At 35.2% G+C, this 24167-nt stretch carries 30 protein-coding genes; 8 read left to right on the forward strand and 22 right to left on the reverse strand.

Going from position 1 to position 24167, the window contains the following annotated elements; translation table 11 throughout:
* Nucleotides 1–84 precede the first annotated feature (84 nt).
* Complete coding sequence (locus tag KVT27_RS09875) at nt 85–489, reverse strand: hypothetical protein (protein WP_217581231.1); 405 nt, start codon at nt 487–489, stop codon at nt 85–87.
* A gap of 186 nt (nt 490–675) precedes the next feature.
* Nucleotides 676–837: a hypothetical protein gene (locus KVT27_RS26675; RefSeq protein WP_244294849.1), complete on the reverse strand. Its 162-nt coding sequence runs from the start codon at nt 835–837 to the stop codon at nt 676–678.
* A gap of 146 nt (nt 838–983) precedes the next feature.
* Between KVT27_RS26675 and KVT27_RS09885 the strand changes: the two genes are divergently transcribed.
* Nucleotides 984–1220, forward strand: coding sequence for a hypothetical protein (locus KVT27_RS09885; RefSeq protein WP_036148646.1), 237 nt, complete (start codon nt 984–986; stop codon nt 1218–1220).
* 371 nt (nt 1221–1591) lie between these two features.
* Here the strand turns inward: KVT27_RS09885 and KVT27_RS09890 are convergent, their stop codons facing one another.
* On the reverse strand, nt 1592–1867 hold the full coding sequence (locus tag KVT27_RS09890; RefSeq protein ID WP_254636086.1) for a RusA family crossover junction endodeoxyribonuclease: 276 nt from the start codon (nt 1865–1867) through the stop codon (nt 1592–1594).
* Between the two features lie 23 nt (nt 1868–1890).
* Entirely contained in the window at nt 1891–2019 is a 129-nt protein-coding gene (locus KVT27_RS27060) for a hypothetical protein (RefSeq protein WP_256448889.1), read from the reverse strand.
* A 917-nt stretch (nt 2020–2936) separates the two neighbouring features.
* Here KVT27_RS27060 and KVT27_RS27335 point away from each other — a divergent pair.
* Nucleotides 2937–3101 carry a tyrosine-type recombinase/integrase gene (locus tag KVT27_RS27335; RefSeq protein WP_369009663.1) on the forward strand — a complete coding sequence of 55 codons (165 nt, stop codon included), beginning with the start codon at nt 2937–2939 and terminating at the stop codon, nt 3099–3101.
* Nucleotides 3102–3281: 180 nt separating this feature from the next.
* On the opposite strand, the gene KVT27_RS09900 is transcribed toward KVT27_RS27335, so the two are convergent.
* From KVT27_RS09900 to KVT27_RS09920, 5 genes are all read right to left on the reverse strand, one after another.
* Nucleotides 3282–4487 carry an EAL domain-containing protein gene (locus KVT27_RS09900; RefSeq protein WP_036148650.1) on the reverse strand — a complete coding sequence of 402 codons (1206 nt, stop codon included), beginning with the start codon at nt 4485–4487 and terminating at the stop codon, nt 3282–3284.
* 456 nt (nt 4488–4943) lie between these two features.
* A complete protein-coding gene (locus KVT27_RS09905; protein WP_217581233.1) occupies nt 4944–6047 on the reverse strand; it encodes a TFIIB-type zinc ribbon-containing protein in 1104 nt (367 codons plus the stop codon).
* Between the two features lie 14 nt (nt 6048–6061).
* Entirely contained in the window at nt 6062–7393 is a 1332-nt protein-coding gene (locus KVT27_RS09910; RefSeq protein WP_036148654.1) for an SPFH domain-containing protein, read from the reverse strand.
* A gap of 144 nt (nt 7394–7537) precedes the next feature.
* Nucleotides 7538–7912: a DUF423 domain-containing protein gene (locus tag KVT27_RS09915; protein ID WP_069481617.1), complete on the reverse strand. Its 375-nt coding sequence runs from the start codon at nt 7910–7912 to the stop codon at nt 7538–7540.
* A gap of 11 nt (nt 7913–7923) precedes the next feature.
* Entirely contained in the window at nt 7924–8349 is a 426-nt protein-coding gene (locus tag KVT27_RS09920) for an acyl-CoA thioesterase (RefSeq protein WP_036126381.1), read from the reverse strand.
* Nucleotides 8350–9093: 744 nt separating this feature from the next.
* Between KVT27_RS09920 and KVT27_RS09925 the strand changes: the two genes are divergently transcribed.
* Nucleotides 9094–10593 (forward strand): SH3 domain-containing protein, encoded by a 1500-nt coding sequence (locus KVT27_RS09925; RefSeq protein ID WP_217581234.1) that lies wholly within the window; start codon nt 9094–9096, stop codon nt 10591–10593.
* Nucleotides 10594–10890: 297 nt separating this feature from the next.
* On the opposite strand, the gene KVT27_RS09930 is transcribed toward KVT27_RS09925, so the two are convergent.
* Nucleotides 10891–11325 (reverse strand): NUDIX hydrolase, encoded by a 435-nt coding sequence (locus tag KVT27_RS09930; RefSeq protein ID WP_217581235.1) that lies wholly within the window; start codon nt 11323–11325, stop codon nt 10891–10893.
* Between the two features lie 459 nt (nt 11326–11784).
* On the opposite strand from KVT27_RS09930, the gene KVT27_RS09935 reads away from it, so the two are divergent.
* Nucleotides 11785–11994 (forward strand): hypothetical protein, encoded by a 210-nt coding sequence (locus tag KVT27_RS09935; protein ID WP_217581236.1) that lies wholly within the window; start codon nt 11785–11787, stop codon nt 11992–11994.
* A gap of 17 nt (nt 11995–12011) precedes the next feature.
* Here the strand turns inward: KVT27_RS09935 and KVT27_RS09940 are convergent, their stop codons facing one another.
* The 5 genes from KVT27_RS09940 to KVT27_RS09960 form a co-directional block, all read right to left on the reverse strand.
* Entirely contained in the window at nt 12012–12812 is an 801-nt protein-coding gene (locus KVT27_RS09940; protein WP_217581237.1) for a cytochrome c oxidase assembly protein, read from the reverse strand.
* Nucleotides 12813–12825: 13 nt separating this feature from the next.
* On the reverse strand, nt 12826–13290 hold the full coding sequence (locus tag KVT27_RS09945) for a DUF2243 domain-containing protein (RefSeq protein ID WP_191967713.1): 465 nt from the start codon (nt 13288–13290) through the stop codon (nt 12826–12828).
* Nucleotides 13291–13635: 345 nt separating this feature from the next.
* Nucleotides 13636–14034 carry a hypothetical protein gene (locus tag KVT27_RS09950; RefSeq protein WP_036148685.1) on the reverse strand — a complete coding sequence of 133 codons (399 nt, stop codon included), beginning with the start codon at nt 14032–14034 and terminating at the stop codon, nt 13636–13638.
* 292 nt (nt 14035–14326) lie between these two features.
* Entirely contained in the window at nt 14327–14782 is a 456-nt protein-coding gene (locus tag KVT27_RS09955) for a GyrI-like domain-containing protein (RefSeq protein ID WP_217581238.1), read from the reverse strand.
* 19 nt (nt 14783–14801) lie between these two features.
* Nucleotides 14802–15266, reverse strand: a complete 465-nt coding sequence (locus KVT27_RS09960) for a DinB family protein (RefSeq protein ID WP_036148686.1) — start codon at nt 15264–15266, stop codon at nt 14802–14804.
* 191 nt (nt 15267–15457) lie between these two features.
* Here KVT27_RS09960 and KVT27_RS09965 point away from each other — a divergent pair, with 191 nt between their 5' ends.
* A complete protein-coding gene (locus KVT27_RS09965) occupies nt 15458–15874 on the forward strand; it encodes a VOC family protein (RefSeq protein ID WP_217581239.1) in 417 nt (138 codons plus the stop codon).
* A gap of 144 nt (nt 15875–16018) precedes the next feature.
* Here the strand turns inward: KVT27_RS09965 and KVT27_RS09970 are convergent, their stop codons facing one another.
* A complete protein-coding gene (locus KVT27_RS09970; RefSeq protein WP_217581398.1) occupies nt 16019–16168 on the reverse strand; it encodes a hypothetical protein in 150 nt (49 codons plus the stop codon).
* A 406-nt stretch (nt 16169–16574) separates the two neighbouring features.
* On the opposite strand from KVT27_RS09970, the gene KVT27_RS09975 reads away from it, so the two are divergent.
* Both KVT27_RS09975 and KVT27_RS09980 read left to right on the forward strand, forming a co-directional pair.
* Nucleotides 16575–16715, forward strand: a complete 141-nt coding sequence (locus KVT27_RS09975; RefSeq protein WP_155269806.1) for a hypothetical protein — start codon at nt 16575–16577, stop codon at nt 16713–16715.
* A 783-nt stretch (nt 16716–17498) separates the two neighbouring features.
* Complete coding sequence (locus tag KVT27_RS09980) at nt 17499–18872, forward strand: lytic polysaccharide monooxygenase (protein ID WP_420911273.1); 1374 nt, start codon at nt 17499–17501, stop codon at nt 18870–18872.
* Between the two features lie 234 nt (nt 18873–19106).
* On the opposite strand, the gene KVT27_RS09985 is transcribed toward KVT27_RS09980, so the two are convergent.
* From KVT27_RS09985 to KVT27_RS10000, 4 genes are all read right to left on the reverse strand, one after another.
* Nucleotides 19107–19388, reverse strand: coding sequence for a hypothetical protein (locus KVT27_RS09985; RefSeq protein WP_144422579.1), 282 nt, complete (start codon nt 19386–19388; stop codon nt 19107–19109).
* A gap of 317 nt (nt 19389–19705) precedes the next feature.
* Nucleotides 19706–19987, reverse strand: coding sequence for a hypothetical protein (locus KVT27_RS09990; RefSeq protein ID WP_036126410.1), 282 nt, complete (start codon nt 19985–19987; stop codon nt 19706–19708).
* Nucleotides 19988–20286: 299 nt separating this feature from the next.
* Nucleotides 20287–20493 carry a hypothetical protein gene (locus KVT27_RS09995; protein ID WP_036222208.1) on the reverse strand — a complete coding sequence of 69 codons (207 nt, stop codon included), beginning with the start codon at nt 20491–20493 and terminating at the stop codon, nt 20287–20289.
* Nucleotides 20494–20820: 327 nt separating this feature from the next.
* Complete coding sequence (locus KVT27_RS10000) at nt 20821–20979, reverse strand: hypothetical protein (RefSeq protein ID WP_217581240.1); 159 nt, start codon at nt 20977–20979, stop codon at nt 20821–20823.
* A 305-nt stretch (nt 20980–21284) separates the two neighbouring features.
* On the opposite strand from KVT27_RS10000, the gene KVT27_RS10005 reads away from it, so the two are divergent.
* Entirely contained in the window at nt 21285–21866 is a 582-nt protein-coding gene (locus tag KVT27_RS10005) for a DUF7010 family protein (RefSeq protein ID WP_254636087.1), read from the forward strand.
* Nucleotides 21867–22097: 231 nt separating this feature from the next.
* Here KVT27_RS10005 and KVT27_RS10010 read toward each other — a convergent pair whose 3' ends face one another.
* Both KVT27_RS10010 and KVT27_RS10015 read right to left on the reverse strand, forming a co-directional pair.
* On the reverse strand, nt 22098–22739 hold the full coding sequence (locus KVT27_RS10010) for a DUF998 domain-containing protein (protein ID WP_254636088.1): 642 nt from the start codon (nt 22737–22739) through the stop codon (nt 22098–22100).
* A 173-nt stretch (nt 22740–22912) separates the two neighbouring features.
* A complete protein-coding gene (locus KVT27_RS10015) occupies nt 22913–23827 on the reverse strand; it encodes an EamA family transporter (RefSeq protein WP_217581241.1) in 915 nt (304 codons plus the stop codon).
* Nucleotides 23828–24167: the final 340 nt, after the last annotated feature.

Below are 24167 nucleotides of genomic sequence, written 5' to 3' on the forward strand. Positions count from 1 at the left end.
CTTTATGATATTAAGAAAGTTCAATTAAATATAGTATGAAACTACTTTACATTACTCCCTTAGTTAGAGAAAAACTAAAGTTCATTATTCTTGATTAAAATGCCATAACTTATCTAATGGTATTTCCGATTCTGTGAAACCGTATTTCATTAACAATATTTGTTCTATCGCTTTTTCAGGGTTTTCATGATAAAACTTTGTAATTACTTCACAATGTGCCAACGCTAAGTGATTTGTAAGCATTCGTGCAAATTCACCGAGTATTTCTCGATGTTCATCTTTAACAGGTTCATCAGAGAAATATGTATTAGAAACATAATTTGCACGCTGGTCATCTACATCATAAATTAAATCTGGCATTTCAAAATCATCAAATGTGGCATGTCGGAATTCATCTGAAATGGCTAAAGTATAATTTTGACCTCCAATTTGAACAACCCACACTTCAAAATCTTTTAATCTAATTTTACGTTCAAAGTAATCTCCCAAAAACCTCTACTGTACCCTTTTATAGTTATTCAACAAAATGGCCCGATTGTGGAATAAATGTTTTAAAAAGAAGCAGCCTTTCGGCTACTTCAACATCTGACTCAAAATATTATTTCTTACTCTAAAAATTGTTGTGCTAGATAACACTATATGGTTGCCAATTGCACGGACTTGCCTTTGGTTATGTTACTTCAAGGCCATACCTAGCTGTTTAGCTCCAATGTAGCTATTGTTATTCATCTTCGCTACCTTCTGCCTTGCTTCCTCAATCGTTTCAACCATCCATCGATAATTTTCAATCCACTGAAGTAAATCTTCTTTCGTAACTTTAATTTGCCCTGTTAACATAGTTTTGCCCTCCTATGCCCAAACCAGAAGGTATGGTTTAATGGCAGCCAAAAAAATGGCATAACCCATTCTAAGCTGTAGCGTATACATACGCTGCGGCTTTTTCTATGTTATAATTTACCAAAAATACATAATGAGGTAATTTAATGGACATATTTATAGATATATCTAGCAGTGGAAGTCTGTTGTTTTTTATACCACCAATAATCTTACTGCCAGTTGTTATGATAGGATGTGCCGTTATTTATAAAATCCTATTGGGCAGCATTTTGCCAAAGAAGGTTTACAACTTTTTCCTTGGTCCAATTGCCCTGTTGGGTTTCTTTATTTGGGCAATCCCAATGAACATGGGATTTTATGAGTTTTTTAGAGCGATGTTTTAGTCGCTCTTTTTCTGTTCCAAAGGCAATAAACTATAGAACCTAAGTTAACTAAGCATATAAATAGTAGTGTTAAGCTAAACTAGTTTAACAAAACCTCTCTTATTGGTAGGGTCATTGCTATCCCAAGCGACCTTACCCATATTGTTCACTTAAGAAAGCTGTAGCGTCTGCAAACGTTGCGGCTTTCTTAATGTATAAGGAACTTTGATTTGCACAAATTAACGTTGAGTGTATCGCACGCACTTACCAGATTGTGACGCTAGTTGACCGTCACATCATCCCTCAACAGGGTCACTTTTATCTTGAGTGACCCTTTTACATATTGTTCAGTAACACACGAAAGGCTAGTACCTTTACCTTACCGTTATTATTTAGTTTAACGATTTCATGAACCTCACCAGTAGATAAGATGTATCGATTCTATACTTTTCTAGCCATTCAATCGTCACCTCGGCTCTAGGCTGCTCTGAATAAAACTTACGAACATTTAGTTCAACGATTTGCGCGTCATCATGCCAGATGATTTTACTCATCCCATCCTTTATGCCCTTAATCAGGTTATCTGTATCAGATTTCGTTGTAAGTCGTATTTCACCACTAGCTATTAATGCTCTTTTTGGTCCTGTATGGTATTTCTTCGGTGGCATGAGATAAATATCAGCTTGTAGCTTTATCGGCACACTGTACACTTTTCTTCTTGATAGCCCCAAGAATACTGATCATAAGCATCTGATTTCCCAAGCTCTCTACAAAGCGCAGAGAATATCGCTCGTTTGCGTTCTCTGAATATCCCAGTCATAAATACCCTCCATATTCTAAATTTTCAAATTTTTAATCTTAAATTAATAGCCTGAAATTGACCACAAATATTCAATTAATTATGGTACAATAATCCAGCAAGGAGGTTTTTATACAGTTATGGAAATATTATTTGGAATTATACCTATTTTCTTTTTATTAGTTTTTTATCTTGTACCAGTAGTATTTATAGTCTGGTTCGTGCTTAAAATCATTAATATCCAAAAAGAACAAACTGAAATTCTATTAAGAATTGCTGACAAGTTAGAAAAGTAATGTAGTATGGAGAGCTTCTTTAAAAAGCTCTCTAACTTCTCACAAACTGCAAAACTACCACTCACTTTGACAATTCGATAATTCGGATACCTAGTCATGTACTCCAGCACCCAACTTCTGATTTCATCATTATCCTTTGTCTATTGGAATATCCATGCAGACAGAAGGACTTTTTGAGGTAATTTATTCATCTAACTGCCCCATCTAATCTAGTTGATATTCAATTTTTTGTAACTGCCACAATGTATGGATCATAGTAACGCCCAGTATTTTGAAAAATGATCTCTCGCTAAGCCTACACGCAAAAAAGAGGCCTTAACTGCTCCAAAACTCGAAAATGTAATATTGACTACAAAATCTACTGAAAATGCTACACGTTATGCAATTTTACTAACATTGGCTACTACTGGGATGGTAAAGGTGAATTAGCAGGCCTTACATGGAACGATTTAGATTTCAAGCAAAATACCATATCAATTAGTAGAACACGTGATGAATACGGAGTTCGTTCACCCAAGACCCTAAATAGTATCCGTACTATTAACATGAGTGAAGAATTATCGGAGCATCTAAAAAGTTTTAAAATATGGAGTATTGAAATGAAAAAATTTACAACGTTGAATTAAAAGAAGATCATTATTTATTACGGCTAACCTAGAACCAATTAGCAGTAATTATATATTAAAAATGTTTAATGCTTTAAAGAAGAAACATAATGTTGAACGTTTCTCAGCACATATTCTTCGTCATACATTTGTAAGTATTCTGATTGCAGAGGGAATCGCTGTAACTACAGTGCAAAAATAATTGGGGATACTCCTAAAATGGTGATGAGGGTATTTGCACATTCCCTCGCGGATGAGGAAATAAAAGCAACGCAAATTCTTTCTTCTTTAATTAAAATTAAATAAATCATGATAAACATCTAATTTGGGGTACAATCATAAATTATACCCCACAACCCTTGCTGTATAAGCGTTTCAAGGCTTACCTAAAAATACTGTGTTCATAAAGATAGTCATAGGAAAGGTCAACAAACAAGTATTCATGTTCGTTGATAGCGATTGAAAAGGTTCTTGTAATTTCACCTGTTTCAATATCACGATAAAGCTCAGAAATTTCCCCACTTTGATCGTTACGCATTTTAATAATCGTTTGTAAGAAATATGGGCGCCAGCTCCAATTTTTGTTGATGGCACGTGGCTGCAACTCCCAATTCCCCTCTATTCTCATGACGTTTGGCGTTAATTGGAAGCCATCCTCATTACAAATATATAGTCTGAAAGAATAGTTATCCAGTAATTCAGCTAAATGTTCTAATTGTGAGGTATTATCACTCGTTGGTTTCACACGGTGAACAATCGCCTCCAATTCTTCTCTTAATTTCTTGAGCTGTAAAAATTGTGCCTCTAGCATTTTCTTTTCAGACGTAATAAATTGCTGGCATTCTTTTTTAAAGCGTTCTTTTAATACCTCTTTATCGACAAGGTTCATTGCAGGATTGGCTAAATAAGGACCTTGATAATAGCGTCCTCCGTTTTTCCAAGCAAATTGTAGCTGATAAACCGTTTCAATATCTTCGAATAATAGATTCGCACCTATTTTATAGGCAAGACTGCCAATTGCAGAAATCATATCGGATTGAGCAGACCAAGAATCATAGTTTAAATCTCGTGTATTCACCTTTAAAATATGGGGCGCCAATAACGCAATATGCTCTAAATGACTTTCAGCTCCTACTTCCTGAACAGCGATTTTTACTCCAAACGTCGTAAAATACCTCAGTGCATGGTGCAGTTTATTAATATCTCCTAAAAATCGATGCTCAGATACGACAAATACGATACGATGTAAATCTTCTTCTCCAATATATTGTTGGATGATATTAAAATGGCTTTCACCAAAATCTTGCATCAATAAATTAGGGTTACTAGGAATGTATATATCAATATCTGATGCAATTTCCTCAATTTGAGCTAGTGCTGCATGCAAAATTTTATGTTCCATATCTATTCGATATTCTTCTGGAATATCTTCATTATTGACGAAATCCTTTAAATTAATTTGCTGACCTTCAATTTGTAGATGTCCGGAAATTTCGTAGGCTATCACCGTATGCGCGTCTGCGCTAAATATCGGCTGATAATACCCATGTATTTGATCTAAATTCGTTAACACTTCAATTGCGTCCATCTTCGAAACCTCCATTATGAATAACCTTTTATTTGTTATTCAAAAATAACATTACATGTCTTTTAATAGCTAAAAAAATGCTCTCTGACTGTATAATAAGTTGTTTATTGTAAAATCGCAACTTCACTTAGTAACATTTCTGGCGTATCTGTCTGAAAGTTTCTCATCGTCTTCGTTGTCATCCTTATAATTCCCCATCATTTCTAATGAAATAGGTTCCTTTTTTACGCCATCTTGTCATTTTATGCTTTCGTTCTACCTAACATGTTATTTATTCAAGGCTGTTCGCTCTTTTTACTATTCATTATAATTTATGCTATGAGCTTCCCTAGCGGCTGGGATAAAGGATGATAATGATTCATAAAGTAGTCAATTACCTAGCATCAATGGACAATTTTATGAAAAAAGCAGTATTCCAAATGGTCAACTAAACCCCTGATGGAATACTGCTTATCGTTATTCAGACATGAAGAAATACCAAATGACGGCTATCACTAGGATTGATAAGATAACAGCTATCGTTACACGTAGTGGTGAAATTGGAGCATCCCCACCTACTCGACCCGTTTGCCCATTGACCATAAAGCGATAAATTTTCTCTTTATAACGGAAGGACGACAACCAAATCGGTAACATTAAATATTTGTATGTAATATCATCATGATTGGTCGAAAAACGTAAATTCGATACGACATCCGCGCTATTTTCCCAACGAATTTTTGAAGTGATCTGCGCATGAAGATGGTCATGGATATCCCTCTTGGCATGATTCCAGCCATCCTGTAAGCCAATGCTATATCGTTCAGACAAAAAGCCCGATACATACTCTGGTTTATAGGCCTTATTGTTTAAAAGATTAAAAGGCTCGATTTTTCGCATCATATTCTGATCATAGCGAGTCGTTGCACTTATTAAATGATCGTCGATAAATTCCTGATAAAAGCCACTTGTTGAATACCAATCTGTTTCTGTATGTGTTTTCCCATCTTTATCTGTAACGGTGCGATGTCGTCCATATCTGGCAGAATATCTGGAGCTTGTTTTTGTATCAAATGTCCAGTATGGAAGATAGACCCCTTTAAAGGCATCCGGCCTAGCACTAATCTTGGCAGCTTTCGGTGTAAACAATCTACCTTTTATCCACTTTTGAAAATGTTCCCCAGCTTGCTTATCTGTTACTTCAAATGCACATACACCATTTGGGGCTAGTGTGTTTTCAGCACTTGCTTCCATGACCTGATGGGAACCACAATAAGGACAACTGTCAGCCACCTGTAGTGCATCGTATATCGTTTCTGCCGCACAGGCTTCACAGATCACTGTTTTTTTCTCCACACCCCAATTGAAATTGCCTCGTTCCTCCGCTGTTAAAAAATCCATTTCTTGAGCAGCTTTTTCTTCTTCTTGCTCTGGCGTAGCTATTTCTGACTCAAAGCCACAATAAGGGCAAGAAAGCTTACCGGTCGCAGGATTAAATTCAATTGATGCACTACATGAAGGGCATTCCGCATCAAAATCAAGCTTTACTTGTTTGACATTCTCAACCTCTTGCGTTGACATGAATCATCCTCTCCTTACTTCACGTCATTTTCATCAAACACATCGCCACATTCAGGGCAGAATTTTGGCGGATTAGTAGGGTCCTCTGGCGCCCATCCGCATTTATCGCATGCATATACTAACGCTCCTGTAGGCTTTTTTGTCCCACATTCACTACAGAACTTTCCTTTATTTATCGCTCCACATGCACATGACCAACCTTCTTCAGCAGGTTTTGCCATTCCACAATTCGAACAAAATTTTCCAGTATTTTCATGACCACATGTACATGTCCACGCATTTGCTTCATTTGCTGTTTGATTTTGCAAAGCTGCTTGAGCCATTTGAGCCTGCTTATTTTGTTCATTCAGTTGATAAAGCTGACTTGCATTAACGCCACCAGCTTGTGCTGCCATGTTCATGCCCATAAATCCTGACATTGCACCCGCATCATTGTTGGCAGCCGCAATCATCGCATCTGCCTGTGCCCCTGTTAAATGAGCAGCAGCCATCCCAGGATCACGCATCACAGCATTGCGTTGTAATTGTTTAATCATTGCCTCATCTTCTTCAGATGCTTTTAGTGTACTAATGCCAAATGACACCACCGCTAATCCTCGTGTCGCAAGCCATTTCTCTGATAATACTTTGTTAAGAGCATCTGCTAATGCAACTGTATGGGCAGGTATTTCACTATATCGAACGCCACTTGCTGAAATATGTGCAAACGCCGGTTGTAGCGCTGTCATTAATTCTGATTTTAACTGGCTATCAATAGAGTCACGCGTATATTCACGCTCTACATTGCCACAAACATTTGTATAGAATAATAGTGGATCTATAATTTTATAAGAATATTCCCCGTGACAGCGAATGGCAATATCAATATCTAGGCCAATATTGCGGTCAATTACACGGAAAGGAACAGGTGCAGGTGTTCCATATTTATTACCTACAATTTCTTTCTTATTAAAATAATACACTCGCTGATCTTTTGCAGGCTCTCCGCCAAATGTAAAACGTTTGCCAATTTGCTTGAACGTCTCCATAATCCCCTGAGACAGGTCTGAGCCATACATAATAGAGGGTTCAGTTGACGTATCATAAACATACTCGCCTGATTCTGAAGAAAACTCTACGACCTTCCCCTGCTCAACGATCATCATGCATTGCCCTTCATTTATCGCAATAATAGATCCATTACTAATAATATTGTCATTGCCTTTATTCGACCCACGTTTGGACGTGCGCTTCACACCTTTCGTCACAAGCACATCTGCCGATAATGACTCACAATAGAAATATTCACGCCATTGATCCTCTAAAACGCCAGATAATGCGCCAACTCCCGCTTTTAATAATCCCATTTAATTTCCCACCTTCACATTGATGTTTAGCTTATTTTATCATCTATAAACAATATGTAATACGCATAATCAGCCAAATTGTTTCACTTTTCTTTATTCATATAAAAAAACGAGCAGCTCCTGTGAGAACTGTCTCGTTTTCTTTTATGAGAATGCCGCAATCGCTACAAGTACCCAAGCGACAATAAATAGCATTCCGCCTATGGGTGTAATCGCCCCAAGTTTTTTCACACCTGTCACTGCAAGGACATACAGGCTACCAGAGAAGAAAACAATCCCTGTAAACATTAAATATCCTGCCCATGAAAGCAGGCTAGAACTTCCTAAAAGCGCCTCATTCGAAAGAATACCTAACCCGATAATCGCTAATGCATGATACATTTGATATTGCACAGCTGTTTCCCAAATGGCTGCATAATGAGGCGATGCAAATTTATCCTTGAGAGCATGCGCCCCAAAAGCACCTAAAATAACACCCAGACAGGCCAAAACCGCGCCTAACGCTAAAAACATTTCCATTAATGGCTCTCCTATTTTGCCACAACGGCAATTTCTTTATATTTTGCATCCCAAGCAGGATCCACTTTACTTAACGATACCGGACGCAATGTATCCTTATGAGCTAAAATATGTACAGACTGTGCAGTGGCCGCCACCGTACCATCCTCATGTAAAATTTCATAGCCATAAGTTGTTCGTAAACGGTCATGCTTTTCCACCCAAGTGCGAACCGTTGCCACCTGCCCGTAATGCATCGCAGCCTTATAGGAAATCGATAAATCCATAACGGGTGACACATAACCATCCTCTTCTAACGCCGCATACTTAAAGCCCGCATCACTTACAAGCTGCGTACGTCCAATTTCCATCCAAATGATGTAGTTCGCATGATAGACAACGCCCATTTGGTCTGTCTCTGCATATCGAATCTCAATCTGTTTTTCACTCACAAACATTTTCTTCACCTCGTCCTACATTATAGCGTAAAAGTATTGGTTTGGTGGGGTTTTTGCTTTAAGTTAATTCTAACTGTGAAAAATAGAGGGATGCTTTTCTTAGTATTTAAAATAAGTGTGGATTTTTAATTTCATACAAACTCAGATAAACACTTTTAAGTGGGGTACTTAACTGAAATTCATTTTAACTTATTACTTTAAATTGTAATTTAGAGCAGGAAGAATTTAATGCAAAGAAGAAACAGCTCTTGTGTATATAAATAAAGTAACTAATAACCAGTTACTCATTCGAGTGCCTGGTTATTAGTTATTGCTTCGGAATCTTTATCAGAATTAAATCCTTTCAATAAAGTGAATCGTAAAGATCCATCCTGTACTTGTTTTTTCAAGATATTGAACTTTGCAGTGCAATCTCGGTTCTATCCATAACATCTCGCTCAACCTTGGTATCGATTCGTTTAGATATTTCACTAAATGCTGTTTTCCCTCTGGTTTGAATCCATATTCTACAATTGCGAGTGGTTGATACTTACCGTTACTTAATTGTTTGCCCACCAGCATAGTAAACAGTTTTCTTTACACTCTTTCACCGAATCAATATATGTTAGGACTATCATTTATCACTCAACCCTGTTAAATGAAAGAAACATTGAATATACCCCTATCCCAAATATTGGGTTTATGATAACATATATCTGAATCTTTTAACTTTAGAAAATATGAAAGGAAGTGTAATAACCAGATATGAAAAAGATATTGAAACCCTTGATTAGTGTTATTGTCATTGGTGCCCTCTCTCTAACTATAAATATAGATAAAAATGTATTAGCTAATGCTATTGCAAAAACATGTAAGTATGATTCGGCATCGAAGGTCAACCCTGATTATTCCACAATGAACTGTTTGTTAACCGAAACAGCACTTAGTTATAATGTTCCTCCTGAAATTGTGAAGGCAATAGCGGAAGGTGAAAGTGGAAATTGGCGTCATTTCGATATTAATGGTGAAGCGATTGTGACAGCTGATAATGGAATTGGCATTATGCAAATTACAAATCAAACTGGCTACAATCAAGATAGACTAAAAAGCGATATTGTCTATAATATTCGAGCTGGTGTAGAGACTCTAGTTGATATGTTTAAGCGAAAAGATTTGCCTAGCATCAACGGTGGGGAAAGAGATGTATTGGAACATTGGTACTTCGCTATTATGGCTTATAACGGTACTAAGCCAGTAAATAGTCCATTTGTCCAAGCAACTGGTGAAAGAAATGCAAATGCCTATCAAGAAAGAATTCTCCAAATTATTGAGAAATTAGAATTAATCGACTTAACAGAGCTGCCTTTTACACGCGAACATTTTCAATATGACTCTAACAGCAGGGAAAATATTAAATTTTCAGCGATGAACTATGATTTTGATTTACCTTTAACAAAATCAAAGTACTTTTTTAAAACAAATCAAAAAGTTAGTGCAACAACTAATGTAACAGTTAGGACAAGACCTACTACGGATAGTCCTTCTATGAGTACTTTACGTAAAGGCGAAATTGTTACCATTACGGGCCCTTTTGAATATGAATCAGTATCAACGAAGAAAAACCATTTTGTTTGGTATCCTGTGAAAAGAAATGACGGGACAGAGGGGTATGTAGCATCAAGTTATTTAAACTACTCAGCTCAAACGCCAACACCTACAACTCCAGTAGGTAGTATAGAAGTATCAAAGTTCGCCGATTACAAGGCAGACCAGTACTGGGCAGAGGATTTTCAATGGGCAGTAAACAAAGGTCTTATCAGCGGATATCAAAACGTATACAACCTTACAACAAAGAAATACGAAAACTTACTGAAACCAAACACAAATTTAACAGAAAATCAGATGTTATCTGTACTTTTCCGTTACTTTAAGTCTGATGAATTAGCTTCAACAAAACCTAGTTCTTCATGGAGTGCAGATGTAAACTATCAACTTGCAAGTAAGTACGCTCTACCAACGCTTGGTGGTAAATCAGCGTCTAAACAGGTATATGCAGTCAAAGACATCACACGTGGTAATTTTGCTCGTATCCTAGCATCTATGCATTATGGAAAAACAGTATCTCAGCCAGAAGCCATCCTGTTTCTTCGTGAATTCGACTTAACAACCACTAAAACGGATGCAGAGTTTAAACCAAATGATTCTCTAACAAGAGCGCACGCAGTGGCTTTCTTCCACCGTTATGAGCAAATATTCAATAAGTAAATTTCTATATTCGAGTGAAAAGGTGACTATAAAAATCACCTTTCTTTTAAAAATTATGATTAACATAAAAACATTGATATAGAATGGTATATTTTAGCTATAATAAATTGCTCTAAGAAACACATCTTATGATTCAGTTCAACATGATACCAATTAAACTGTTTAAAGGTACAATACCTTCTTATAATCATGGACTTATTAAAGAAAAAAGGCACAATCCCTTTTCAGAATTGTACTCGATTGTTGAAAATTGCTTTTCGATTAGACACCCTACATTTATTTTTATAAGTAAAAGCATTATTTAAGATTGGATTCAATCAAAGTCTCCACTTGTTTAATGCTTTTTTTTAAATAAATTGGTGAATTGGGATGACTTAATACTTCCTCAGTAGTTAACCATAATACCTTTTCTACTTCATCAGTACTTTTAGGAAATGCTTCCCCTGATTCATATTCACAAAGAAAAACAATATCCACTACATTTTCACCTTTATTGGTTACGAAAGATGTGCTATGTACATAATTTAGCGTGTCTTTTACATTCACTCCTACTTCTTCTAAAATTTCTCGCTTCACTGTTCTCTCTAATATGTACAACGAATTTCCTTCATTCTTTACCTTACCTCCTACTAGAGAAAATAGACCACCAGCGTGTTCCTCTTTTTTACTTCTTTCAATAATAAGCCACTTATCATCTTTTCTTACTGCACCTTCAACATTTACGATAAACATTTTGAAATACCCCCTTTCTAAATATTTCTTCAAAGTTTATAATTTCACCTTCCTTTATACAGATCCTGGTAGGAATCTTATTCCGGAATCTGCCCATTTCCATGAATAAAGACGCTTTCCTTATTAGGAAAAGCGCCCAATTGTTGATTGCAATTTTATAGAAATGCCATTTTATAGCCTTTCTTATTTTTGATTAGATATTACCCCAAATGTAGATGCTTTAATGTAGGTTTGTCCTTGTAATGATTGTAATTGCTCTGGTGTACCAGATACATACTACGGCCCCAATTATTCTTACATCACCTTTATCGAGAATCCCATTTTCCCGATCGAAGATTGATAAACTTGGTTGTTTCCCAGTCAAAATCCTTGCTTTTACGAAGTAGCTCAATGCTTCGAATAAAGGTGTCAACCTCGTTGTTTAAAGAACCGGCGGAGTTTTGGTTTTGATTGCTCTGGTTGAAAGCCATAAATGTTAGTATTACAGTTATTGGGCAGCCTATTTTTTTAGAAGGCATAGCCGTTTTTAATGTGGTCAATAGAGGTAGTTCAGCCTACACCGTTCAGGCTTCGTTAATGGCCGGAGACAATGTGGGAGCAAGTGCCGCATCGGATTCTCCAATTGCTAGTTACGCCAATCGTTCCTTAACCATTATTCAATTAAGTTAAAAATAGCTCGTTATCAATTATGGTAATGAGCTATTGGTCCTTGCAACAACAGTATTTCTTGTCCTTTTAAACCACTGGTAAAATAGTATATAAACAAGTGCAATTTCAATTAGATCTCCGCCGTAGTACATAATCATAGCACCTTGCTCTGCTTGCTCAGTAGATACATGACTAGGAGGATACGCATAAATATGTTTGGACAATATCGAATGAGCTGTTAAAGCTATCAATAAAACGATTGAACGAAAAACATAAGATAATCGATGTGGAATTGGGTCAATATAGATAAATGCAATAGTAAATAAATAACCTGCTATAAAAATATGAATGTGAATCAGTATATATAAAACCGAGCTTTCGTGCATCATGTTAAATAGAGGGGTTGTATAGAGCAGCCATAAACCTCCTACATTCAGTATAGTTGCTATGATAGGATTGGACACAAATCTGAAGTAAGAGTTACGTAGTATACGTGAAATAAAACGAGCCTTTTTCACAGAGATAGACCTTAAGAATAAGGTAATAGGTGCCGATAGCGCTATAAGCAGTGGCGCTAGCATTCCAAGCAATAAATGGCCAACCATATGTGCTGAAAAATTTACATGTGCAAGCTCTGCTAATGGACCGATTAACGTTAACATGGCACATAAATGCCCCAGTATCCAACATAAGGTCCTAACAGAAGGCCATTGTTTTTTATGCTGATTTGAGAGTATGACTGCAACGAGATAGGATATGAAAGAAATCAAAAACGGGAAAACTAATATGAGCTGTACAATGATAGAAAAATTTTGTATGTGAGGTTCATGTGTATGCAAAGCTGGTAACTCCTTATTGATTAGTTTTAAATAATAAGACTACACCAATTATGATTAAAATAGCCGCTAGCACATTCCAAACAATATCATAGGGGACAATATCAACATCATATCGAATTTGATGTAGCCTCATGAATTTATGTTGAATAATACCATCATAAAGTTGAAATGTTCCTGCACCTAGAAAAATTCCTCCAAGCCACCGTTTTAACCAAAATCCATGTTTTCGATGAAGGTCTGCCAGTAAAAAAGCAGAACCAATTGTGGCAAAAAAACTAAAGGCATGAAACAATCCATCAGAGACTAATCCCATATTAGCTGTAGATTTATCATAGAAATGATGCCAATGTAATAATTGATGAAAAATTACCTCGTCTATAAATGCTACTACGCCAAAACCAAATAATATACCGGTCCACATATTACGTTGCCCATACTGAAAACGATTTTCGTGTTTATGATGTTTCTCCTCATACATTTTTGATATGTCCAACCCATTCACCTCAATTTAGATTTTTATTAGTTTAACCATGAAATAAAAGGATTTAAACAAACCAGCACCTTTACTTATGCAGTGTAGTAAACCCGCAGTTCCTATTGGTGCTAGAAACATTTTGGATTAGCCTACATTCGCAAGAGCAACTTTTATCTCCTCATCGTCGCTAGTACTGCACCTTACAAAATAATTTCCGCTTTAGCTCATTCCTCTACCTTGGTCGTAATCTGTTTAGTACTAAGGAAGGAATAACGGTCCGTAAATAAAAAAGCCATCTATCTGATAAAATCTCGATAGATGGCCATTCATTTAAATTTTAAATCAAATTTACGCAGCCGGGACGTTAATCACGAATACTTTAGGATTTCCAACATTTGATATTGTATCAGTATCAGTTTGAGCCTGCCCTTGAACCTGAGCTTGGAGCTGCGCTTGTATTTGAGCTTGCAGTTGCGCTTGTGCTTGTATTTGAGCTTGGAGCTGAGCCTGAATTTGAGCTTGTATTTGAGCTTGAGCCTGAATTTGAGCTTGGAGCTGAGCTTGAATTTGGGCCTGGGCTTGAATTTGAGCTTGGAATTGTTCTTGTTGTTGATGGAGATTTTGGAGTTGTACGAGAATATCTACTAAAGTATTCTCTGTATTATAATCATACCCTTCATATCCTTCATACCTTTTCTCCCTGTAATGGCACATACATTTATATCCTTTACATTTACATTTCTTCATAAAATCACCTCCTTTCAATGTGTTCTTTCTATTGTATGTCTTATAACAACTATAGAAAGGGCAAGTGTTTGTTACGCGTTTTTTCTGTCAATTTAAATTTTTATTTGTAAATAACCAATTAATTTTGGATGTCCCTTGTGAGCATATTTAATAATTTGTCACTAGTTATGCCAAATAGCTTTTATAGTTGTACTACCTTCATCATTACAAGCATGAAACACAGAAAAAAGTGACATTTATTGAAATAAAAAAGACTATTACCTACAGTAACAGTCCATAAAGTTTAAATTTTTTATCGATGCTTCTCCTCAATTGGTAAAAATATTGTAACTTCCTCCTCTTTTCCTTCCATAGGGTGATATATCTCCACAATATATGATTTTAAATTTCTTGTGTAACCTTGTTCATTAGACCACTTCAATAATTCAAAATGGAGGGAGTTTAAATGAGATATTTTCCCTCTAGTTGTTACATATTGTTGATTTAATTCAATCAACTCCATCCCTTGAGGTATAGTTTTGAGAGCGTTATTTACCAGTAAACCTACATAATAAATCCCTTCGAGATGATGAATGTCTGTTTTAGGTTCAAATAGCGCAATCTCAATTCCTAAATGGCTTTTTATTTCATTAGCACGACTCCATAATTGTTTAGCAAGTAAAGGGACTTCTTTGTGAAAATTTTCATATGCTCCTTTGCCTTTTAATCCTACTAATCTAAAGGTATTTTTTAAACATTGATAATCCAACTATATTCACCCCGCTTATTTAATAATTCAACTTAAGCATTTGCTTCATACTTTTTATTATTCCCATGTGTAGATTCTCGTGATTCATATGAAACACAACCATATCACCTAATGTTTTCATTCCTAGAAAGGTTTCTAATAGTGGCTCATTTAATTTTCCTCTGCATGTACGTTCAATGTGTATGGGTTGTTCTTCTAGTTGCCTAATAATCTGAGCCATAGATGGAGGCTGTACATCCCAATTTTCCGGTTTGCTTCCACTTGGAAACATAAGATGATACGATAAAGGCAGCTGCCTCTCTACATTAACAGTTGGAAATATTGTGTGATCCCAACCTACTAAAATATGCCCAGCATTCCAGCGAATGTTGTTATTATGACCAACTGGTATTTGACTCGCTATTTCCTCTGGAATTGTACGAAGAAATTCAACAGACCATTGACGCCACATTTTCATTTGTTCAAACAGCTGTTCCTCACCCATGATTTATTTCCTCCTTTTCAGTTAGCAAGAGATACTCTTATATTTAAAAATTGTTTTATTAAAATTAAATAGATTTATATGATAATGCCATTTTGTATAGTGACCTCCTTTCCTCAGGACGACTGCTTGTGGTAATCTTAATTCATATTATCAGAATTTTCACATTAACAAAATTCAAAGGAGGAATAAAATTGAGCGAAAAATTATTAAGAGTTGGTACGACGTATATCCCTGTTTTAAGTGTCGAACTTTCAACAGAATGGTATCTCAATAAACTAGGTGCTGAATTGTGTTATCAAGATAAAAATAAGACCATTCTTAATTTTGCTAACCAAAGTATATTTCTAGTGAAGTCTAAGGAAAATCAAAGCTCCAATTTTTTCGACATTTCGGGCAATGAGCATTTTTCATTAACATTTGAAGTCAATGGCTTAAACGCTTTAGAAACTATACATCAGGAATTTAAAGAAAAACAAATTAGAGTGGGAGAAATTGAGGAAAGAGGACACGCTGGAAAAAATTTTGTTTTCTTCGACTTGAATGGCAATAAGTTCGATGTATGGAGTGAATTGAGCCCTGACTTTAAGGAAAAATACCAATATAAATAAATTAATGTAGTACTAAAAAGCCCAGTCTTCAAAAATTTATTTGAGTATCTGGGCATTGAAGTTCATTAAATTATATTGGTATCTAAACTATTGCAATTTACTTTTCTATATGGGGTAGGTTTGCCAGTCCAAAGGATGCTTCTCCTATTTGAATCTTAATTCATCTGTATTTTGTATAGCACCGATAAAATGATAATCTGCACTATATGTATCAAAGCCGTCTTTATTAGGAATTGCTCTCCAGACTTCTGCTTCTTTTGTAGGGTCAACCCCAAATTGTTTAAATAAACCCAAAATTTACCTATTTTCATTTAAGTTTGCACTAACATCCCTCGAAAGCTACCTCAGTCATAGTGTACCCATCAACTATGCTAAAAAGAGCAAAATAAAAAGACCTCGAAAATGAGGTCAAAACTTAAATTTTTTACTATTTTCAGTAATCATTACAACCTCTGTTTTTAAATCAACAGGTTTAAATGGTTTATCTACATTTTATCAAAAATAAGTAAATAGACAATATATAACATAATTTAGGGAGATATTACTTTAATTTTTACTCATGAATTACCTTGTTCATTAGAATGTTACTTAAAATATTTTGTCGAAAAATTCATACTAAACATTCAATTTCAGAAATATGGTATGCACTATTGGAAAAAAATATTAAAATATGAATATAAAACAAAAGGTGGTGTGTTTAATGAAGAAAAAACTATCAAAATTTTTGCTTATATCATTACTCACTTTTTCAGTTGCAGTTCCTGTGTCTGCAGCAGGTAATGACCCAGAAATTACCCCTATGTGTAGTTTCCTAGGGAATCTTTGTAGTTTAATTAAATAAGTTTTATCGAGATAGGGTTAATCCCCTATCTCCTTTTTATTTCATTTCTAGAATCTTAATAACACACTAGAATCAAATACAGTTATACTAGCAAATTGTATCTATTTAATATAATCCACATTATTTAACGACCTTGATAATTGAGTAGGGTATATCATTTGAAAAGACTTAGGCATTCTAGCTTTTCTTAGTTTTTCAATTGACTTATTTTTATTAAATCCAATCCCTCTACTCTCCTCAATTTTATAAGCACATATACCTCACCCAGCTTTCAACACTCCCTTCATCATAAATGTAAGCTGAGCATCCTTTTAATAACCCATCTAAAGTTAATGACCATCCATGTTAATATCCCCTATTTAATTTATTGCTTCTTCCCTGTAACCTCATAAATTGGTTTTCTTTATAGTCCAAATACAACTTTTAGCGGTGATTGCGCCACCGCTTCCACTTCTTAAGATGCTATTGGTTTGTTACTACGGGGCGAAACTTAGTCTGTCCTTTATTGACATCTCTAATGAGCTTTATAAGCCCAATCAGCTGTATATTTCGAAATAATATCAATTAGTACGAAAATAGACAAATTTAAATATTTTATTAGAATTTATAGCTTTTTTTAATAGAAATTAGCTTTGTAAAATAACATTTTCAACTAAACAAGTACTTTATACCTATATTTTCACAAAAATGTTTTTTTACAAAATAAAACTATTGTATTATTTATCCGTAGTTTGAATAATTATTAATCTATTGCTATCATACTAGTCGCAATACATTTTCAAAATAAGGAGACGATGGATGATGAACACTAAATTTACAAAATTAAGCAAAAAAGGTCTGAGTGCTGCCCTATTAGCAGCCGGAATCATAGGGATTTCGACAGCTCCAAATGCATATGCACATGGATTTGTTGAAAAACCAGCTAGCCGTGCAGCCTTATGTACTCAAAATTATGGGGCACTTAACTTAATGTGTGGAAGCATAATGTATGAACCACAGAGTTTAGAGGCGCCTAAAGGATTTCCGCAAAGTGGACCGATGGATGGAAAAATTGCTTCTGCAGGAGGTCTTTTTGGTGGTATCCTTGATCAACAAACGACAGATCGTTGGTTTAAGAATACAATTACGGGAGGGCCTAATACGTTTACATGGAAGTATACTGCGCCACATTTAACTAGCAAATGGCATTATTATATTACTAAACGTGATTGGAATCCTAATAAACCATTAACTCGCGCTGATCTTGAGCCAATTGGAACTGTAGCACATAATGGCTCTGCTGCATCGACTAATTTAACTCATACAATTAACGTGCCAACAGATCGTAGTGGCTATCACGTGATTCTAGCCGTTTGGGATGTCGCTGACACTTCAAATGCGTTTTATAATGTGATTGATGTAAACTTGGTGAATAATGATGGCAATGTAGATACAGAAGCCCCAACTCAGCCAAATGGATTACATACAACAAAAGTTACTTCTACTAGTGCCGAGCTAAAATGGAACCCTTCTACAGATAATGTAGGTGTGAAAGAATATCAAGTATTACGTGATGGCAAAGTAGTTGCAACTATTCCAGGAACAACATTCACAGATAAAAATTTAAATTCCAATACAAAATATACTTACTCAGTAAAGGCAGTAGACGCAGCTGGGAATGTATCTACAGTAAGTGAATCTCTAGTTGTAGAAACATTGCATGCTGCTCCTGATACAGAATCACCTTCGCAGCCAACTTCATTACATACAATGGGAATCACTTCTTCAAGTGTCGACTTAATGTGGGGTGCTTCAGAGGATAATGTAGCCGTTGACCATTATGTAATATATAGAGGGTCAACAAAAGAACAAATGACTGCTGTTGGGACTTCAACAATCACATCATTTAAGGATATGTATCTTCAATCGAATACTTCCTATATATATGCAGTAGCTGCTGTAGATGTAGCTGGGAATGAGTCTATTAAAAGTTCCATTTTAACTGTAACAACTAAAGAGCAAAGTACTTCTTATGAGCAATGGAGTCCATTCAAGGCGTACAAAAAAGGTGATAAGGTAGAATATCAAGGTAAGAATTATGAAGCAGTTCAAAGCTATCAAGGCTATGGAGATCCAAATTGGATAAACGCGTTGTCTTTATGGAAAGAAATTAAATAAAAATTAGTTTTCTAGTAAGAGAATTCAGCATCATTTTGTCTCAATAGAAATTATTGAAGTAAAAGCAGCTTGCATGCAAGCTGCTTTTTACACCCTAATGATCCAAGGAGATTACCCAATAAGATAGATACATATCATCTCAAAGAAGGAACTGTTTGATGATTGAAAAGAGTTCTCACCGCAACGTTTTGACTATTGTTGTAAGAAATAACCCTACTATCAGCTCTAAATTAATTATGGAGCTGTAATATCCACCAAACTCCATGTTTCAGAAACTTCATTGTAAATGGCTTTATACATGCTTATTGTACTATTACTTTGTTGAACACCAAATTGGAGGCTAATTTCACCAGTAATTGAATGGATCTCCACTTTAAAATCAAAGTTATTGTATGGAACTGTCTCATCAGGACGAAATTCTTCTAGTATCATTAAGCCAGACCATCCTGCCAATTGCATATGGACTGTTTCTGAAAATACTATAGAAAAGCCATCTTTATTATTTGTTGTTCCCAAAGTAACTAAAGGTGCACCTGGCACGCTATTCTCGTCTTATACATGTAGATGCTTTATAACGAGCCTTCACCGTACAGGCGACTTTCATCGCATACGGCGATCCGTCAACAATATTTCTATACTTAATTCCCCGTAAACATAGTAGTTTTATTTCTAAATATATTCAATAGAATTTCAACAAGGTAAAGAACTCTTTACCTTTTAAAATCGCACTCAACTTTCTTAATACCATAAACAACATAACTAAGGTTGCCTAACTGAGGTAAAATAGAGCCCCACCTAATTATCATAGGTGAGGCCAACATTAAAAAACTTATTTAACTTGGATCAAAAGTAATTGTATAGCTTTTTAAAGAACCCGGTATAAAATTTCCATTACTATCCTTAGCATAGATTTCTAATGTCAATTCATTTCCATGTAGTGCTAAACCATCAATTGTTGTACTAGGAACAGTCCAAGTGTAAGGTGAATCATCCACAGTAACATTTTGATTGATCGGCCCTGATCCAGTTAGGTACCTATACCCTAAACGGAATGTAGTACCTGCAGGAAATTCAGAATCCCAAGAAATAATTACATCATTTCCTGTACCATTCACTGCTGTAAAGTTTTTAATCTCTGTAACGCTATTCTCGTCTTAGACATTCAGATGCTTTATAACGAGCCTTCACCATACAGGCGACTTTCATCGCATACGGCGATCCGTCAACGGTAGCAATGTATCTTATTTCCCCGTTATCATAATAATGATGGCTTATATGCTGGTCAATAGGATTTTCAAAAGGTAAAGAATTTTTAACCTTACTCTATTGAATTTTTATCATCAACCTCCCCTTTTCTGTATGACATTTAAATTTTATGAAAAAAAAACCCCACCTAATAAGGTGAGGTCCATTCTTATTCCCAATTAACTCCGTTGAATGTTGCAATAATATCTCTAGTCATTTTATTACCAGATAAATTTTGTTTATTGCCCTTTGTCAATGTAATTTTTTGTCCAATGCTTGCATTGTTGTCCAGTAAAACAACGATAGATTTATCAGTGTCATTCCATATTGCAGAAGTAATGAGATCTTGAGAGTCATCATCAAAATGGCTAATCATATTAGATCCATCGATAATTTTAATTTGACTATGAGAAAGATAAATGTCTTCTCCTACTTCAAATGTAACTGAATTAGCACTTGTTCCACTTACAGAAGTTTTATCTAGCCCTACTAAAATGCTATTCTCGTCTTATACATGTAGATGCTTTATAACGAGCCTTCACCGCACAGGCGACTTTCATCGCATACGGCGATCCGTCAGCAATACTTCTATACTTATTTCCCCGTAAACATAGTAGTTTTATTTCTCGTTGAAATCAATAGAATTACTACAAGGTAAAAAATTTTTAACCTTCATTGGCGAATTCTCGATGCTGAAGGTATATTACGATCTCTTTTCAACAAATAACAAAATTAGTGTGGCGATTGGACCTAATATAAGAGAAAGTAAGAACCAATTTAACCCCGTCCTATTCTTCCCTTGTGCCAATCCAGCATTGATTAATGCTAATGTACCCCAACCTACGAAATATTGATTATCCATCATCTGTCCCCCTCATTCATTTAACATACTGACCGTTCCTAAACATTTTTCACAAATTTGATCATAACATATCCAAATGCTTCATATGGTGATTATGAACGTTTCGTTTTCAAAAGAATGAGATGGAAAAACAACTGACGAATGTGATGCTGGCTACCCCTTCATTTGAATGATTTTTTACGTTTTCCCTCCATTGCCTTTTCCCTATATCCTCTGCTAAATCATCAGAAAAATATACCATTTTTGAGATAATTAAGGTAAATTCATTAGTGAACTGTTATACTATAATATCTTCTCCCCATTTTATGAAAGGTGGTACATTTATGAGTAAAACTCTTGTAAATTTACAAAATGAGCTTATAGCTGAAACGAAAAAAGGATTCCCCATTTTATTATCTGGCGTCCTAGTCTTTTTAATGTTCACCCTCATGTATTTTGTTCTTCCCATAGAAGCTGTCCGTTTAATTTGGATATTTGGTTTGGGCGCTATTTTCCCTATTGGCATGTTCATTGGTAAAATTCTCGGCGTCAGTTTAAACTCTACAGACAATCCTTTAGGAATTTTAGGAGGAATAGTGGCAGCTCCTCAAGCTTTTTATATACCTGTATTTATCATCGTGTATATGAAAATACCTGAATACCTTCCCTTCACAATTGGTTTACTTGCTGGCTCTCATTTTCTTCCATACATATGGATTTATAAAAGTAAAGCCTATTTATTTGTTACTTTAGGAACCTGTTTTTCGGCCCTTATCTTAGGTGGTTTCTTTGTTGACTATGCTTTCACTCTTGTACCTTTAGCTATTTCGATTGTGTATGGGATTGGCGTTGCTTTAATTCAAGGAGAACTTAAAGCCAAATCAGTATCGTCATCTGCTATAAGGTGATTTTTATGGAAGAAACTATATAAGTAAATTCCGAAAAAGTTATTTTGGTTGATGCTATATTTTCCGAGGATTTGTTGACTTTTTCCTTTTTATGTTTTATATTTACAATATCCATGTGCTGTTTAATCTCTAGTCAGATTAAGCAGCTTTTTTTATTGCTATGTAACGTTCTTTTATTCTCTTCACAAGAGTCTCTTGTTACGTTTAGATAAAAAAATTACCAGGCTCAAGTCATTGAGTACCTGGTTTTATTTCTGATGAGCGTAATATAATTGTTAGTCCCATACCCCACACGAAAATTACTCCATAATAAAGTCTTTGTAATAAACCTGCTGGCAAAGGGAGGAAAAATAAAAGACCAATAAGGATAAGTAAAGCTATCAGTACCATTAAGTTTGAATAAGTCCAATGTTTACCTTTAACCAATGTTTTTGCATAGATCCCCATTCCTATTAAAACAGTTATCATACCTATTTGAGCTAAAATCGAATGCCCAAATAAATGAACATCTGCTGGTATAACACCAGATACACTATTTCCTAGTGCAAAAATAAGAATACATACTGTTGCTAATTTATTGATTAAATTCTTTTCTAAGTATTGGGATAGATACAATATGCCAACTGAAAATGATAAACCATTTATAATAAACAATACATTCATCCAAAAATGATACGGCGAACAAATTTCATGTGGCGCGATTGCGTAAGTATACCTCCCACATGTAGTTACTCCTAAATCACTCATAGCTTGTTGCATCATGTTATAAGGTACAAGTGAAGTCATAATAAAAATCGGCTCTATCACAAAATATAAAATGGTAACAATCCAACTCACTATTCCTATTTTTTTAGATACATATATAACATTCATCCCCCTTTTTATAATTATATAGTTATTTCCATCATTAATTACCAATAAAAAGCTATTAAAACAATACGTTCTTTCTTCTTACCATATAAAAAAGCCTTCATCCTAAGATGAAAGCTTCTATTTAAGCAAACTACGTTTTATATTTAGATTGATCGAGAATATTAGATTGTAATCTAATATTCTGTGGTTTCATGACCAAAACGGGCTATTTGCCTCTCTTTTCGTACATTTAACATTTGAGGTATGAAAATCCCCAATAAAATACATACAATTCCTAGCCATTGCAGAGGAGACACGACCTCATGAACAAGTGTAATTGAAGCGATAACGGCTGTTGGTAGCTCGACAGCTCCTAAGATTGTTCCTAAACCCGTCCCTACTTTTGGGATACCAATAGAAAAACAAATAACTGGTATAACGACACCAAAGAAACCTAGGATTAGTGCATATTTCCATAATCCAGCCTGCAATGTACCATCTATCAAGTATGTTGGTGGGAACATTATGCAAACAAAAAGTGTTGCACTCGTTGTCATAAGAAAGCTTTTTGAATAGATCGGTACTTCGGTAGAAACACGTCCACTAGCAAATATATATAAAGAAAAAGTTATAGCTGCTAGTAGTCCAAAGAGTATCCCTTTCATAGATAATTGTTGTCCTAACCCTTCAAAAATACCCCCAGCGAACATCGTTCCTATAAATAATATAATGATCGACAAAACCTTTTCGCGACTTGGGAAAGTTCTATTAGCAATCGCTTCAATGAGAACACCCATCCATGTGAATTGAAATAACAGCACAATCGCAATAGATGCTGGCAGTTCTTTTACAGAAAAACCGTAAAAAATACTCGTTAAACTCATCGTTGTCCCAACCGCTAACAGTGATACTATATTTTTTAAGGATACTTTATGACGAGAAAAAGTAAGAACGAGTATTAATAGTCCAAACCACCCGAATACATATTGTCCCCCTAAAAGTTCAGGAAAAGTATAGCCATTTGAAAATCCAACTTTCAGAATGGAAGATAGGACCCCATAGCTACAGGCACCTATTAAAACCACTAAAGAAAACTTCAACTTGTTCAAAAAATCCCTCCAAAAAATAAAAAATCTCGTCGTCTATAAATAGACGACGAGCGAATGAAACAGAGTGAAAACTCTACAAAATTCCGCCACTCACGATCTTGTGAGCGTTTGCTTATAAAATTAGGACAATTGTATAAAAAAAGCTTCGAGGTGTCAATACCATTAATTTTCTCTTGCTTGCAAATCCAATACTCTCTTTTAAAAATTGTTTTAGTTACTATGATAAGCCAAAGCCATGATACATATGGTTTTGGCCTTTTTACTATTTTTAAAAATCTACTTTCCCCCACTGAAAAATTCTTTTTCATCAGCCATGATTATCGAAAAAAAGATTGTAAAA

Source organism: Lysinibacillus sp. GbtcB16, from assembly GCF_019091145.1.
Classification (GTDB): Bacteria; Bacillota; Bacilli; order Bacillales_A; family Planococcaceae; genus Lysinibacillus; species Lysinibacillus fusiformis.

Coding starts and splice junctions, on each gene's coding strand:
- KVT27_RS10010 (WP_254636088.1), bottom strand. CDS start 22,739: ATGAATGTTATATATGTATCTAAAAAAATAGGAATAGTGAGTTGGATT.
- KVT27_RS09950 (WP_036148685.1), bottom strand. CDS start 14,034: ATGAAGAAATGTAAATGTAAAGGATATAAATGTATGTGCCATTACAGG.
- KVT27_RS09910 (WP_036148654.1), bottom strand. CDS start 7,393: ATGGGATTATTAAAAGCGGGAGTTGGCGCATTATCTGGCGTTTTAGAG.
- KVT27_RS26675 (WP_244294849.1), bottom strand. CDS start 837: ATGTTAACAGGGCAAATTAAAGTTACGAAAGAAGATTTACTTCAGTGG.
- KVT27_RS10000 (WP_217581240.1), bottom strand. CDS start 20,979: ATGGATAATCAATATTTCGTAGGTTGGGGTACATTAGCATTAATCAAT.
- KVT27_RS09995 (WP_036222208.1), bottom strand. CDS start 20,493: ATGATTAGCCATTTTGATGATGACTCTCAAGATCTCATTACTTCTGCA.
- KVT27_RS10005 (WP_254636087.1), top strand. CDS start 21,285: ATGAAAGGTGGTACATTTATGAGTAAAACTCTTGTAAATTTACAAAAT.
- KVT27_RS27060 (WP_256448889.1), bottom strand. CDS start 2,019: ATGACTGGGATATTCAGAGAACGCAAACGAGCGATATTCTCTGCGCTT.
- KVT27_RS09925 (WP_217581234.1), top strand. CDS start 9,094: ATGAAAAAGATATTGAAACCCTTGATTAGTGTTATTGTCATTGGTGCC.
- KVT27_RS09890 (WP_254636086.1), bottom strand. CDS start 1,867: ATGCCACCGAAGAAATACCATACAGGACCAAAAAGAGCATTAATAGCT.
- KVT27_RS09920 (WP_036126381.1), bottom strand. CDS start 8,349: ATGTTTGTGAGTGAAAAACAGATTGAGATTCGATATGCAGAGACAGAC.
- KVT27_RS09975 (WP_155269806.1), top strand. CDS start 16,575: ATGAAGAAAAAACTATCAAAATTTTTGCTTATATCATTACTCACTTTT.
- KVT27_RS09945 (WP_191967713.1), bottom strand. CDS start 13,290: ATGTATGAGGAGAAACATCATAAACACGAAAATCGTTTTCAGTATGGG.
- KVT27_RS09960 (WP_036148686.1), bottom strand. CDS start 15,266: ATGGGTGAGGAACAGCTGTTTGAACAAATGAAAATGTGGCGTCAATGG.
- KVT27_RS09885 (WP_036148646.1), top strand. CDS start 984: ATGGACATATTTATAGATATATCTAGCAGTGGAAGTCTGTTGTTTTTT.
- KVT27_RS09915 (WP_069481617.1), bottom strand. CDS start 7,912: ATGGAAATGTTTTTAGCGTTAGGCGCGGTTTTGGCCTGTCTGGGTGTT.
- KVT27_RS09930 (WP_217581235.1), bottom strand. CDS start 11,325: ATGTTTATCGTAAATGTTGAAGGTGCAGTAAGAAAAGATGATAAGTGG.
- KVT27_RS09900 (WP_036148650.1), bottom strand. CDS start 4,487: ATGGACGCAATTGAAGTGTTAACGAATTTAGATCAAATACATGGGTAT.
- KVT27_RS09905 (WP_217581233.1), bottom strand. CDS start 6,047: ATGTCAACGCAAGAGGTTGAGAATGTCAAACAAGTAAAGCTTGATTTT.